This is a genomic window from Mycobacterium sp. NGS66 (assembly GCF_059812225.1).
This window is the reverse complement of the sequence record NZ_JCALCG010000018.1, coordinates 35717-48827: the sequence shown is the minus strand read 5'-3', so window position 1 is coordinate 48827 and position 13111 is coordinate 35717. Positions and strand designations below refer to the sequence as shown.

Sequence of the window (13111 nt, the reverse complement as noted above, 5' to 3'; positions counted from 1 at the left end):
ATTGTGTGCGCGTGAGCTCCAACCGGTCCGGTGACCGACGGCCGCCTCCCGCTCCCGAGCCGCTGGCGCCGTTGGTCGACGCGCATACCCACCTGGATGCCTGTGGTGCCGGGGGCGCCGCAGATGTCAGAGCCATCGTCGAGCGGGCGGCGGCGGTCGGTGTGGTGGCGGTGGTGACCATCGCCGACGACCTGGACTCGGCGCGCTGGGTGACCCGCGCCGCCGAGTGGGACCCGCGGGTGTACGCCGCGGTGGCGCTGCACCCGACGCGCGCGAACGCGCTCACCGACGACGCCCGTGCCGAGATCGAGCGACTGGCGGCTCATCCGCGGGTGGTGGCCATCGGCGAGACCGGCATGGACATGTATTGGCCGGGCCGCCTTGAGGGTTGCGCCGAGCCGGCCGCGCAGCGTGAGGCCTTCGCCTGGCATATCGATCTGGCCAAGCGGACCGGCAAGCCGCTGATGATCCATAACCGCGACGCCGACTCGGAAGTGCTGGACGTGCTGGCCGCCGAGGGCGCTCCCGAGACGGTGATCTTTCACTGCTTTTCGTCCGGCAGCACCATGGCTCGCCGGTGCGTCGACGCCGGGTGGCTGCTCAGCCTGTCCGGGACGGCGAGCTTTCGCAACGCGCGTGCGCTACGCGAAGCCGTCCCGCTGATACCCGCCGCGCAGCTTCTGGTGGAAACCGACGCGCCGTTCCTGGCGCCTCATCCCTACCGCGGCTCAGCCAACGAACCCTACTGTCTTCCTTATACGGTGCGTGCCATTGCCGAGCTGGTGGACAGCTCTGACGTAGAGTTGGCGCGAATCACCACGAGCAACGCCGCTCGGGTCTATGGGCTTGAGCCACCGACCGCGTAATTCGTCGGCGTTTGCTTGACATTCATCCGCGCGCGGCCGTCGGAGTTGCCGAGTCTTGGCCGATTCGTTACCGTCTTGTGATCGTAGAGGTGGGCCGCCGGGCCCTTTTTTGGCGCGTAAAGCACGAAAAGGTCGATGAATTGGTTGCTGAAGTCGGGGATAAGCGATCGTTAGGTGTTCTGGCAAAACTGAATCAAACCCCGTCGCCGGCGCTGCGGTTACTCGTCGGAGGGCTGCTGTTGACGCTCGCGTTCGCGGGTGGTTACGCCATCTCGACGGCCAAAAAGGTGACGTTGACCGTGGACGGGACCGTGCTGCGGGTGACGACCATGAAGTCCCGGGTCATCGACATCGTCCAGGAGAACGGCTTCACCGTCGGCGAGCGTGACGACCTGTATCCCGCCGCCGACGTGCAAGTCCACAACGCCGACAACATCGTGCTGAGACGCAGCCGGCCGCTGCAGATCTCACTGGACGGCCAACAGTCCCGGCAGGTCTGGACCACGGCATCGACCGTCGACGAGGCACTTGCCCAGCTCGCGATGACCGACACCGCCCCGGCCGCCGCCTCGCGCGGCAGCCGGGTTCCGTTGAGCGGCATGGCCCTGCCGGTGGTCAGCGCGAAGACCGTGAAGATCAACGATGCCGGCGCGGTGCGCACGGTGCACCTGCCGGCACCGAATGTGGCCGGGCTGTTGAATGCCGCCGGCGCAGCGCTGCAGGACAGCGACGAGGTGGTGCCCAACGCGACGTCGCCGATCGTCGACGGTATGGAAATTCAGGTGACCCGGCACCGCATCCAGCGGGTGACCGAGCGCGTCCCGCTGCCGCCGAGCTCTCGTCGCATCGAGGACCCGGAGCTCAATGCCAGTCGGCAGATCGTCGAAGACCCCGGCAGCCCGGGGGTGCAGGATGTGACCTTCGCGGTGGCCCTGGTCAACGGCGTGGAGACCGGTCGGCTGCCCGTCGCCAACGTGGTGGTGACGCCGGCCCGCGAAGCGGTGGTGCGGATCGGGACCAAGCCCGGCACGGAATTACCGCCGATATCCAACGGGGATATCTGGGACGCCATCGCCAGCTGCGAGGCAGGCGGAAACTGGGCGATCAACACCGGTAACGGGTATTACGGCGGTGTGCAATTCGACCAGGGCACCTGGGAACGCAACGGCGGGCTGCAATTCGCCCCGCGCGCCGACCTGGCCACCCGTGAGGAGCAGATCGCCATCGCTCAGGTGACGCAGCAGCGCCAGGGCTGGGGCGCCTGGCCGGTGTGCAGCGGACGGGCTGGCGCACACTGACCATCCGGCTGCTCGGGCGCACCGAGATCAGGCGGCTGGCCAGAGAACTCGAATTCCGGCCACGAAAATCGCTCGGACAAAACTTCGTCCATGACGCCAACACGGTGCGACGCGTGGTGTCGACCGCCGGGATCGGCCGCTCCGACGTAGTGCTGGAAGTCGGGCCCGGCTTCGGTTCGCTCACGCTGGCGTTGCTGGACCGCGGCGCCACCGTCACCGCGGTCGAAGTCGACCCGGTATTGGCCGAGCGACTGCCGCAGACCGTCGCGGAGCACTCGCACAGCGAAATCCAGCGGCTGACGGTGCTGAACCGGGACGTGCTGACGCTGCGCCGTGACGATCTGGCTGCCGAGCCGCCGACAGCGGTAGTCGCCAATCTGCCGTACAACGTCGCGGTGCCGGCGTTGTTGCATCTGCTGGCGGAGTTCCCGTCCATCCGCACCGTGACGGTGATGGTGCAGGCCGAGGTCGCCGAGCGCCTGGCCGCCGAGCCGGGCGGCAAGGAATACGGCGTGCCCAGCGTCAAAGTGCGATTCTTCGGCCGGGTGCGTCGCTGTGGGACGGTGTCGCCGACGGTGTTCTGGCCGATCCCGCGGGTGTACTCCGGGCTGGTGCGCATCGACCGGTATACGACCTCCCCGTGGCCCGCTGACGAAGCCTTCCGCCGCGGAGTGTTCGAGCTGGTGGATATTGCGTTTGCGCAGCGGCGCAAGACATCTCGCAATGCTTTCGCCCAGTGGGCCGGCTCGGGCAACGAGTCGGCGACTCGACTGCTCGCCGCCAGCATCGACCCGGCTCGCCGCGGCGAGACACTGTCCATCGACGACTTCGTCCGGCTCCTGCAGCGATCCGACAACGCCGCCGCGGCCGGGTAACCCCCCGCGGCCTTTCGGCCCGTCGCGTGTGGCTCCGTTGCCGGCAGCGATAGTCTGCTGCGGTGGCCGGCCTCCGGGAAATCGATGTCTGAGGGCAACACCGCTGAGCTGTGGGTGCCCACCGGGTCGGCGACCGTGCGGGTGCCCGGCAAGGTGAACCTCTACCTGGCGGTCGGCGATCGTCGCGAGGACGGCTATCACGAGCTGACGACCGTTTTCCATGCCGTCTCGCTGGTCGACCAGGTGACCGTGCGCAACGCCGACGTGCTGTCGCTGGAAATCGTCGGCGAAGGCGCCGACACGTTGCCCACCGACGAACGCAACCTGGCCTGGCAGGCGGCCGAGCTGATGGCCGAACACGTCGGCCGCGCGCCCGACGTGTCGATCATGATCGACAAAGCCATCCCGGTCGCTGGCGGGATGGCAGGCGGCAGCGCGGACGCGGCGGCGGTGCTGGTCGGCATGAACGCGCTGTGGGAACTCGCGCTGCCCCGTCGCGACCTGCGCACGCTCGCGACGCGGTTGGGCAGCGACGTGCCGTTCGCGCTGCACGGCGGTACCGCCTTGGGTACCGGCCGCGGCGAGGAGCTGGCCACCGTGCTGTCCCGTAACACGTTCCACTGGGTGCTGGCCTTTGCCGACAGCGAGTTGCTCACGTCGGCGGTGTACGCCGAGCTGGACCGCCTGCGCGCTGCCGGCGATCCGCCCCGACTCGACGAACCGGGCCCGGTGCTGGCGGCCTTGGCTGCCGGGGATCCAGAACAATTGGCACCGCTGTTGGGCAACGAGATGCAAGCGGCCGCGGTCAGCCTGGACCCGACGCTGCGGCGGGCGTTACGGGCGGGCGTGGAGGCGGGCGCGCTGGCCGGCATCGTTTCCGGGTCGGGACCGACCTGCGCGTTCCTGTGCGCCTCCGAGGCGTCGGCGATCGACGTCGGTACCCAGTTGTCCGGGGCGGGTGTCTGCCGCAGCGTTCGGGTGGCCACCGGGCCGGTGGCCGGCGCCCGGGTGGTGCCCGCGCCCGCGGATTCCAGATGATCGGCGTGTGAGTTAGCACTCACCTCGCGTCATAGTTTGGCAGTTCCTTAAGAGGAGCTTAAGATATCCCGCGGTGACGAATGACGATCGGCAAGTGTGCTCCGCTGGGCGGTCCGCGCTTGCGTTCGTCGGCTCAGCATTGTTTCGAGACATAACCGCGCCCGAAATGTGTGCGCGCGCCTGCGAGAATGTGGAGCTCGGCAGGCGGAGCATGAGATCCCGGACCTTGGGAAAAGTGCCGGAACCGAGGAGTTGGTTGTGAGCAGATTTACCGAGAAGATGTTCCGCAACGCGCGCGAGACCACCAAGGGCATGGTGACCGGCGAGCCACACACCCCGGTCCGGCACACCTGGGGCGAGGTGCACGAGCGCGCGCGACGGATCGCCGGTGGATTGGCGGCGGCCGGCATCGGACGCGGCGACGGGGTCGGTGTGCTCGCGGGTGCGCCGGTCGAAATCGCGCCGACTGCCCAGGGCCTGTGGATGCGCGGCGCCAGCCTGACCATGCTGCACCAGCCCACCCCCCGCACCGACCTGGCGATCTGGGCCGAGGACACCACGACCGTCGTCGACATGATCGAGGCCAAGGCCGTGGTCGTCTCCGAGCCCTTCCTGGCCGCCGCGCCGGTGCTGCAGGAGCGTGGCATCACCGTGTTGACCGTTGAGCAGCTGCTGGCGTCGGAGCCGATCGACCCCATCGAGGTCGGCGAGGACGACTTGGCGCTGATGCAGTTGACGTCGGGCTCGACCGGCTCGCCCAAGGCCGTCCAGATCACGCACCGCAACCTGTTCGCCAATCTCGAGGCGATGTTCATCAGCGCCGAGTACAACGCCGAGACCGACGTTATGGTCAGCTGGCTGCCGCTGTTCCACGACATGGGCATGATCGGCTTCCTGACCGTGCCGATGTACTTCGGTGGCGAGCTGGTCAAGGTCACCCCGATGGACTTCATGCGGGACACGCTGCTGTGGGCCAAGCTGATCGACAAGTACCAGGGCACGATGACGGCGGCCCCCAACTTCGCGTACTCGTTGTTCGCCAAGCGGCTGCGCAAGCAGGCCAAGCCGGGGCAATTCGACCTGTCGACGCTGCGCTTCGCGCTGTCGGGTGCAGAGCCGGTGGAGCCTGCAGACGTCGAGGATTTGGTCGACGCCGGTAGGCCGTTCGGCCTGAACCCCGGAGCGATCCTGCCGGCATACGGGATGGCCGAGATCACGCTCGCGGTGGCGTTCTCCGAGTGCGGCGCCGGCCTGGTCGTCGACGAGGTCGACGCCGACCTGCTGGCCGCCCTGCGTCGGGCGGTGCCGGCCACCAAGGGCAACACCCGCCGGCTGGCCTCACTGGGGCCGCTGCTGCAGGGCATCGAGGCCCGCATCGTCGACGACGACGGCAACATCCTGCCGCACCGCGGGGTCGGGGTGATCGAGTTGCGCGGTGAGTCGGTGACCCCCGGCTACATCACGATGGGCGGATTCCTGCCGGCGCAAGACCAACACGGCTGGTACGACACCGGTGACCTCGGCTATTTGATGGAGAACGGTCACGTCGTGGTGTGTGGCCGCGTCAAAGACGTCATCATCATGGCCGGCCGGAACATCTACCCGACCGACATCGAGCGGGCCGCCGGCCGGGTCGAGGGTGTCCGTCCGGGTTGCGCGGTGGCCGTGCGGCTCGACGCCGGACATTCCCGCGAGACGTTTGCCGTAGCGGTCGAGTCGAACGCTTTCGAAGACCCGGCCGAGGTGCGGCGCATCGAGCACCAGGTGGCGCACGAGGTGCTCGCCGAGGTCGACGTGCGGCCCCGCAACGTGGTGGTGCTGGGTCCGGGAACCATCCCGAAGACCCCGTCGGGCAAGCTGCGCCGGTCCAACTCCCTGATGCTGGTCACCTAAGTAGGGCGAACAGACGCAAAATCCCCCGATTTCGTGCCGAAATGGGGGATTTTGCGTCTGCTCGGCATTACCAGGCGTGGACGCGGTTTTGCGCGGGTTCCAGCCCGAGCTCGATGAGCAACTCGGTGGCGTCGGCCGCCTGCTCGCAGATGGTTGGGACGTCAGCGCGTTCGGCGGCGGTGAAGTTCTCTAGGACGAAGGCGGCCGGGTCTTTGCGTCCAGGCGGGCGGCCGATCCCGATGCGTACCCGCTGAAAGTCCTTGGTACCCAGCGCAGACGCCACCGAGCGCACCCCGTTGTGCCCGCCTTCGCCGCCGCCGAACTTGAGCCGGATGGAACCGAACTCGAGGTCGAGCTCGTCGTGAACGACGATGATGTCGGCCGGCGGGACGGAGTAGAACTTTGCCAGCGGGCCGATTTGGCGGCCCGACTCGTTCATGTAGCAGCGGGGCTTGGCCAGCACCACCGAGCGCCCCGCCAGCCGGCCCGTCAGGACCTCGGCGCCGGAACGCCTGTGCGCCTTGAATTTTGCACCCAGGCGTGCTGCCAGCAGGTCGGCGACCATGAACCCCAGATTGTGCCGCGTTCGGGCGTAGTTCTCTCCCGGGTTCCCCAAGCCGACCACCAATTGGGGTTCGGCCACTTTTGTCTCCGCGGGGTCTACTCGGACTCGTCCGCAGAGGTTTCCGCGGCTTCGCCGGCCTCTTCTTCGGCGCCCTCGGCACCCTCTGCGGCCTCGGCTTCCTCGCCCGCGCCCTCTTCCTCGAGATCCTCAGCCGTCGGCGCGTTCACCACGTTGACCACCAGCAAGTCGGGGTCGGAAATCAGGTTGACGCCTGCCGGCAGGGTGATCTGCCCGGCGGTGAACTGGGTTCCCGGCTCGGCGCCCTCGACGGAGACGGTCAACTGCTCGGGAATCGACAGCGCCTCGGCCTCGATCTCGATGGCGCTGGTCTCCTGGGTGACCAGCGTGTCGGGTCCGGCCTCGCCCTCGATGACCACGTTGACCTCGACGGTCACTTTTTCGCCGCGACGCACGACCAACAGGTCGGCGTGCTGGATGGTGCGCCGGATCGGGTGGATGTCGAGCGCTTTGGTCAGCGCCAGCTGTTCTTTGCCTTCGATGTCGAGGGTCAGTACCGCGTTGGTGCCGGAGTGCCGCAGCACGGCGGCGAAGTCGTGACCCGGCAGTTCCAGATGCTGCGGATCGGCGCCGTGACCGTAGAGGACAGCGGGAATCTTGCCGTCGCGCCGGGCCCGTCGGGACGCGCCCTTGCCGGTCTCGCTACGTAACTTGACGGCGAGTTGGTTGACTGCTGACTTTGCCATCGTGTCGCTCCTATGTGTCCGGTGACCACGGCCAGGATCGCGACAATATGTCGGTCTCCGTCGATAACGGTGCTGGCTGCTTGGCCTGCCACCCTCGCCGTGACGCCTGGTCAGGTTAGCGCATGCGCGGGTGGGAGCGGAAATTGCGAGTTGCCCGTTGTCACTTCTGTCACAGTTGCTGCCGAGCCTGCGCTGGTGGCGTCGAGCCTGCATCCAGGGCTACTGCCTCGCCGATTTCGTCGCCCTGGCCGCAGGCTCGCGCAGCTCGCGTGCGGCTCAGAACGGAAACTTGGTGCCCGTGAGCTGCTCGGACACCTGCCAGAGAGCGTGGGCCATAGCCAGGTCTCGAGCCGCCCGGCTGCGTCCGACCGGTTGTGTTGGCCCGACGTAGCCGAACCGGGGCCCGACGTACGTGTCACCCGGCAGGTCTTGCGACGCCGCGTACAGCGTTTGCCGAGCGCCGAAATCCGCGTCGGTGGCGACTATCCGAGTGGCCGCCGAGACGATCGTGTCGGAGAGCTTGCGGCCCGAGGCGCCCTGCAGGTTGGTGTGCGAGTAGCCGGGGTGGGCTGCCAGCGCGCGCAGCGGCGAACCGACGGCATCGAGGCGGCGCTGCAGCTCGCTGGTGAACAGCAGGTTGGCGAGCTTGGACTGGCTGTAGGCCAACCACGCCGAATACCGGCGGCTTTTCCAGTGGAGGTCGTCGAGACGGATGCGGCCGGGCCAGTGCGCCATCGACGACACCGTCACCACCCGGTCGGACAGCTTGGGCAGCAGCAGGTTGGTCAACGCGAAATGACCGAGATGATTGGTGCCGATCTGGCTCTCGAAGCCGTCGGCGGTCAGGGCGTACGGGGCGGCCATGATGCCGGCGTTGTTGACCAGGATGTCGGCCTTATCGACGCCTTCGGCGAACTGTCGCACCGATGCCAGGTCCTGCAGGTCGAGTCGACGCACCTCGACTTGGCCGGTTATTTGGCGCGCGGCGGCGTCGCCCTTTTCCGTATTGCGGACGGCCATGACGATCTTGGCGCCCACGCGCGCCAGCTCGCGCGCCGTCACCGCCCCGAGCCCACTGTTGGCGCCGGTGATGATAACGGTGCGCCCGGCGAATGACGGCAAGTCGGCAGCGGTCCAGTCGGCCATGGCTGGGAAGCCTAAATGGTGTCGAACTCCAAGGGCACGGACAGGGGTCCGGTGATTCCGTTCATGGCTCTCCATGGAACCGGGCCAGCGACGCGGGCGTTGGGCATCCGCGCCGTGATGACCCGAAGGGCTTCCGTCAACTCCAGCCGCGCGAGGTGAGCGCCGAGACAGTAGTGCACTCCGCCGCCGAAGTTGAGGATAGCCGCCGGGTTGGCCCGCGTGACGTCAACACGGTTCGGGTCGTCGTAGGCCTCCGGGTCGCGGTTGGCCGAGGCGGTGTTGGCGAGTACCAGCGTGCCGGCGGGAATGCGCACCCCGGCCAGCTCGACGTCCTCGGCCGCTTCCCGGATAGTGCCGAAAATGATTGGGCTGTAACGCATTAGCTCATGGACCGCATCGGCCGCCAATTCCGGATGACGGGCAACCATCGCCCATTGGGCCGGGTGGGCGCAGAGGGTTTGCACCGCCGCGGCCAGCTGGTGGCGAGTGGTATCGGTACCTGCGCCGAGCAAGGTCGCGCACAGCATGAGCATTTCGTCGTGGGTGAGCCGGTCGCCGTCCTCTTCGGCGCGGATGAGATCGGAGATCAGGTCGTCGGTAAGTGAGGAGCGCCGACGGTCGATCAGGTCCTCCAAGTAGGCGTCGAGTTCATTCCACGCCGCTTCGATCAGCGGGGCGTCGTCGGCGACGCCGGCCTCGAGAAACTTCTTGATGTCGTCGGTCCAGTCCGAGAACAGCGGCCAATCCTCGGCGGGCGCGCCCAGCAGCGCACAGATGATCTGGGTGGGAAATCCCTTGGCGATATCGGCGACGACGTCGCAGTGGCCGACGCGAGTGAACGGCTCGACAAGTCCGGTGATGACTTCGACGGTCAGGGTGCGCAGCCGTTTGGCGGCCCGCGGTGAGAACGCCTTTGAGACGAGTCGACGCAGGCGGTGATGCGCAACCCCGTCCATGCCCAGGATGTTGTTGACTGCCCGGTCCCACAGCGGACCTGACGTGACGCCGCGCGCCGCCAGCCCCATGGCGTGGGCGGTGACGAATCGGTTGTCGCGCAACACCGCGCGGACCAGCTCGTAGCTCAACAGCTCGGGGCCATAGGGGCCGATCGCGATCGGGGCTTGCGCGCGGGCGTCGGCGAGGACGCCGTGCGCTTCCTCAGGATCGGTGAGGTGGTCGTAGGCGATGCTGGGCAGCCCGGCTTCGAAAACGTTCGGGCACTCGAGTGCGGTCTGGATCGTCATGGCGTCGACTATCCGGCGGAACCAGCCCAAGACCATCCGCGCCAGCGCGTAGATCTGCGCGGAACGGGGTCGTAATTTCGCGAGCCGCCGACGGCAAGTTGCGCGCCCCGCTCAAACTATTGGCGCCCGGGCAAGTTCCGGCCATGAAAAGTCACGAGGTATGCGCGTCAAGGCGTTGGCGACCGCGGAAGTTGCTTCCTCACCGCGAAGCTCGTAATCATCCAGCGCGCAGCGCAACTCGAACAATCGCGCGCCCTGGCGCCGGGCCAGTTCGAGCGCGGCGCCGATGTCAGCCCGGCGGGCGGCCTCGTCGTCCCACGTCTGCGCGCGTAGCCGCAGCAGCTCGGCGTCATAGCAGCGCATCCCGGTGCGCGAAGCCAACGACAGTCCCAACTCAAGGCGCTCGCGTGCCGCCCCGGGTTGACCGGCGCCGATCAACAGCCGGCCCAGGATTACGTCGAATCCGGTGACGAACAAATGCGCCTCGAAGGTTCGGAAGGAGTCGAGCAGCGACGTCAGGGTCGCGATGTGACTGCGCAGACCGGCCTGATCGCCGGCATCGAGCGCCGCCAGGCCGCGGGCTGCGGTCTGGCAGGTGACACCCACCAGCCGCCATACCTCGAAGCCGTGCCGCTCACCGAGAGCAGTCAGCTCGGCAGCCATACTTGCGACGGTCTCGACCTGGCCGGCTTCGAATCGCATCGCGATCTCGATCAACTGCGCGTAGCAGGCGGTGTATGGGCCAGCCGGGAATCCGAGCTGCTCGCTTCGGTACGCGGCCTGGGCCAGCTCGCTTTCGGCGCCGATCAAATCACCACCCATGCAGCGGGCAAACGCGAGATGGGTGTGGGCATACGTCAGCGGTTCGTTGGCCACATACCAGCCTGGCTCGTGCAGATAGACGCTGTTCTGGTCCATGTCGGCCAAACCGGCGATGGCCCGTTGGAGAAGGCTGGTAGCGGAGTCGTATTCGCCGCGCAGCAGCATCACCAGCCCCCGGTAGGCCTCGATCACCGGAGCGAACCAGTCCCGGCCGTGCTCGACGCCGGCACGCAGCGACTCGAGCACCTGTGCCACGCGGTCGAGATCGGCGCGCGAGACGTAGTAGCCGGCCAGCGCGGCCAACGTAGCGAAAAGTTCCTCGTCGCGAAGGTCGGTGCCGGCCAGCTGTAGACACCTCTCGTAATCCACTGCGGCAGAGCGACTTTGATAGCCTTCGGTGGCTCCGGCGAGGCGCCCCCTTTCCAGGCGTAGTCCCATTTCGAGCCTGTCGCGGTCAGGGCTCGGCGTGGCACGGTCGAGTTGTTCGATGGCCCGGCTCAGGTAGGTACGCGCCTCCGCAAGTGCGCCGCGAAGCCGCGCACCCTCCGCTGCCTGCTGAAAGGCCGCCGCGGCCTCGCTGAACCGTTGGGCGGTCTCGTTGTGCCCCGCGATCAGCTGCCAATCCGGGTCCGCGCTTTCGGTCAGCGCGTCGGCCACCTTGGCGTGCAGCGATCGGCGCACACTGGGAGGCGCCAGTTCGGCGGCGACCTCGCGGAGTAGTTCATGGCGAAACCGCCAGGTATCGGCACCCCACCACTCGAGTACCGAGGCTTCTTCCAGCTCGCCGATGACGTCGTCAACCTCATCGTCTGCGAGTTCGACCACCGAGCACAACAGAGCCCGGTCGACGTGGCGGCCAATGACGGCCGCCGCCTCGAGCACCGGCACCACTTTGGGGCTGGCGCGGAGCCGGGCGAACAACGGCTCGTACAACCTTTCCGGCACCCCCGCCTGGCCTACGCCGTTGACGACCTGCTCGATATAGAACGGCACCCCGTCGCAGCGTCGGGCCACGGCCGTCCGTTCATCTGCGCTGAGGTTCGGATCAAGCGCCGTGATCAACATGTCGGTCTGCTCGTCGGTCAATGGCGTCAGTTCGAACAGCTGGTGCGGCCACCCGGCGGGCAGCCAATTACCGGGACGCCCGGTGATCACCACGAGCAGCCGACCCCCGGCCGAGCCGAGCAGCGCGCTGAGCACCTCGCGCGTCGACGGATCGAACCAATGCACATCCTCGGCCACCACCAGCCCGGGACCGTCGCCGACGCAGGTCAGCAGATAGGTGTGCACCGCCTGCGCGATCAGCTCGTAGAGTTTCCGGCCCTCCGCAGCCACCTGCTGGTAGCCGGTATCGATGCCCAGCACCGGCGCCAACAGTGGCACCGTGCTCTGCGGATCCAGGCCGCGGGCGCGAATTTCGTTGTCCAGCAACCGCAGTCGTTGAGCGTGGTCGGTACTGCGGGCGATGCCGCAGCGATGCTCCAACAACGTGCGTACCGGGTACAGGCCCGCGTCGGTGTGAAACGGCGACCCGGCCAACTCCAGGACCACGGCCCCGTCGGCCAATTCGACAGCAGCCGCAACCAGCCGGGACTTCCCTATCCCGGGCTCGCCCCGGAACACCAACCCCGGAGTGCCCAATGTTCCGGCTTTCGCCTGCTCCCAAGACTGTTGCAGGTACGTCAGCTCGGCGTCACGTCCAACCAATGGACCGTGACCCGCATTTGGCGCCGACGCGCGCTCGGCCACCACGCGGTAGTGCGTAATGGGATCCTCGACGCCCTTGACCAGCGCTGCCGGCCGAGCCTCCAACTCGAAGTTGTTGCGTACCAACGTCTCGACGGCGTCAGAAATCACGACCGCGCCCGGCGGGGCCAGACCGCAGACGCGTGCCGCCAGGTTGGCGGCCAGCCCGTAAACGTCGTCCTGGACGGTATCCAGATACACCAGGCCGCGATGCACCCCGATCCTGACGTTGATGTCGATTCCGAAGCGGCGGCGGGCCTGTTCACTGAGTTTGGCTACTTCGCGGGTGATTTCGAGGCCCGCCTGTATCGCGCGGCGCACATCATCCTCGTGGGCGATCGGATGGCCGAACACCGCGAGCAATCCGTCGCCTTTGGTTGAGCCGACGTGACCCTCGTAGCGATTCACGGCACGCAGTACCTGCTCGCGATAGCGACCCACCAGCAGGCGATAGGTCTCGGGCTCCACCCGAGTCGACAACACCGTCGAATCCACCAAGTCGGCAAAGAAGATGGTCAATCGCCGGAGCTCACCAGGATTGCCTGGCACGGCCAATAGGTCTTCGGCGTCGGCGTTGGCGCTGTCAGCAGCCAGCACCTGGGCCGCAAGCGCGGTCGCGGCGGCGCGGTCACCGCGATTGATCGCAGCGACCGCACGATCCAGCAATTCTTCGATCGGTGGACCATCGGTCACCTCGATATCGTGGCACCCTACGCGGGCCTGCGGAGGGTATCTGCGCGCTCTGGCGGATGTTTTGCATAGGTTGCGGTGGCGATGCTGGCTGCCATGAGCCAACACGCGGAGATGCCGGCGCTACCCTTGGAGCCGTCGCGAAATTGCAACTACCGACGGCC

10 protein-coding genes are annotated in these 13111 nt (G+C 67.4%); 5 read left to right on the top strand and 5 right to left on the bottom strand.

The window, feature by feature from the left end; all coding sequences use genetic code 11:
* The first annotated feature begins 5 nt into the window (after window positions 1-5).
* From AC5Y2L_RS25565 to AC5Y2L_RS25545, 5 genes are all read left to right on the top strand, one after another.
* Window positions 6-866, top strand: a complete 861-nt coding sequence (locus AC5Y2L_RS25565; protein ID WP_499938028.1) for a TatD family hydrolase — start codon at window positions 6-8, stop codon at window positions 864-866.
* A gap of 179 nt (window positions 867-1045) precedes the next feature.
* A complete protein-coding gene (locus AC5Y2L_RS25560) occupies window positions 1046-2164 on the top strand; it encodes a resuscitation-promoting factor (RefSeq protein ID WP_499938096.1) in 1119 nt (372 codons plus the stop codon).
* Window positions 2128-3039: a 16S rRNA (adenine(1518)-N(6)/adenine(1519)-N(6))-dimethyltransferase RsmA gene (gene rsmA / locus AC5Y2L_RS25555; protein ID WP_499938097.1), complete on the top strand. Its 912-nt coding sequence runs from the start codon at window positions 2128-2130 to the stop codon at window positions 3037-3039. The genes AC5Y2L_RS25560 and rsmA overlap by 37 nt, the downstream gene beginning before the upstream one ends.
* An 84-nt stretch (window positions 3040-3123) precedes the next feature.
* The gene (locus tag AC5Y2L_RS25550; RefSeq protein ID WP_499938030.1) at window positions 3124-4077 is read left to right on the top strand and encodes a 4-(cytidine 5'-diphospho)-2-C-methyl-D-erythritol kinase; all 954 of its coding nucleotides are present in this window, start codon (window positions 3124-3126) and stop codon (window positions 4075-4077) included.
* A gap of 258 nt (window positions 4078-4335) precedes the next feature.
* Window positions 4336-5970, top strand: coding sequence for a fatty acyl-AMP ligase (locus tag AC5Y2L_RS25545; RefSeq protein ID WP_499938031.1), 1635 nt, complete (start codon window positions 4336-4338; stop codon window positions 5968-5970).
* A gap of 67 nt (window positions 5971-6037) precedes the next feature.
* Here AC5Y2L_RS25545 and pth read toward each other — a convergent pair whose 3' ends face one another.
* The 5 genes from pth to AC5Y2L_RS25520 form a co-directional block, all read right to left on the bottom strand.
* On the bottom strand, window positions 6038-6613 hold the full coding sequence (pth, locus tag AC5Y2L_RS25540; protein ID WP_499938033.1) for an aminoacyl-tRNA hydrolase: 576 nt from the start codon (window positions 6611-6613) through the stop codon (window positions 6038-6040).
* 17 nt (window positions 6614-6630) lie between these two features.
* Window positions 6631-7299 carry a 50S ribosomal protein L25/general stress protein Ctc gene (locus tag AC5Y2L_RS25535; RefSeq protein ID WP_499938035.1) on the bottom strand — a complete coding sequence of 223 codons (669 nt, stop codon included), beginning with the start codon at window positions 7297-7299 and terminating at the stop codon, window positions 6631-6633.
* 276 nt (window positions 7300-7575) lie between these two features.
* Complete coding sequence (locus AC5Y2L_RS25530) at window positions 7576-8445, bottom strand: oxidoreductase (protein WP_499938037.1); 870 nt, start codon at window positions 8443-8445, stop codon at window positions 7576-7578.
* An 11-nt stretch (window positions 8446-8456) separates the two neighbouring features.
* The gene (locus tag AC5Y2L_RS25525) at window positions 8457-9689 is read right to left on the bottom strand and encodes a cytochrome P450 (protein ID WP_499938039.1); all 1233 of its coding nucleotides are present in this window, start codon (window positions 9687-9689) and stop codon (window positions 8457-8459) included.
* A gap of 111 nt (window positions 9690-9800) precedes the next feature.
* Complete coding sequence (locus AC5Y2L_RS25520) at window positions 9801-12950, bottom strand: ATP-binding protein (protein ID WP_499938040.1); 3150 nt, start codon at window positions 12948-12950, stop codon at window positions 9801-9803.
* Window positions 12951-13111: the final 161 nt, after the last annotated feature.

Bases quoted from the DNA above. Each gene is read 5' to 3' on its own strand.
- AC5Y2L_RS25550 (WP_499938030.1), top strand. From the start codon at position 3,124: ATGTCTGAGGGCAACACCGCTGAGCTGTGGGTGCCCACCGGGTCGGCG.
- AC5Y2L_RS25535 (WP_499938035.1), bottom strand. From the start codon at position 7,299: ATGGCAAAGTCAGCAGTCAACCAACTCGCCGTCAAGTTACGTAGCGAG.
- AC5Y2L_RS25530 (WP_499938037.1), bottom strand. From the start codon at position 8,445: ATGGCCGACTGGACCGCTGCCGACTTGCCGTCATTCGCCGGGCGCACC.
- AC5Y2L_RS25525 (WP_499938039.1), bottom strand. From the start codon at position 9,689: ATGACGATCCAGACCGCACTCGAGTGCCCGAACGTTTTCGAAGCCGGG.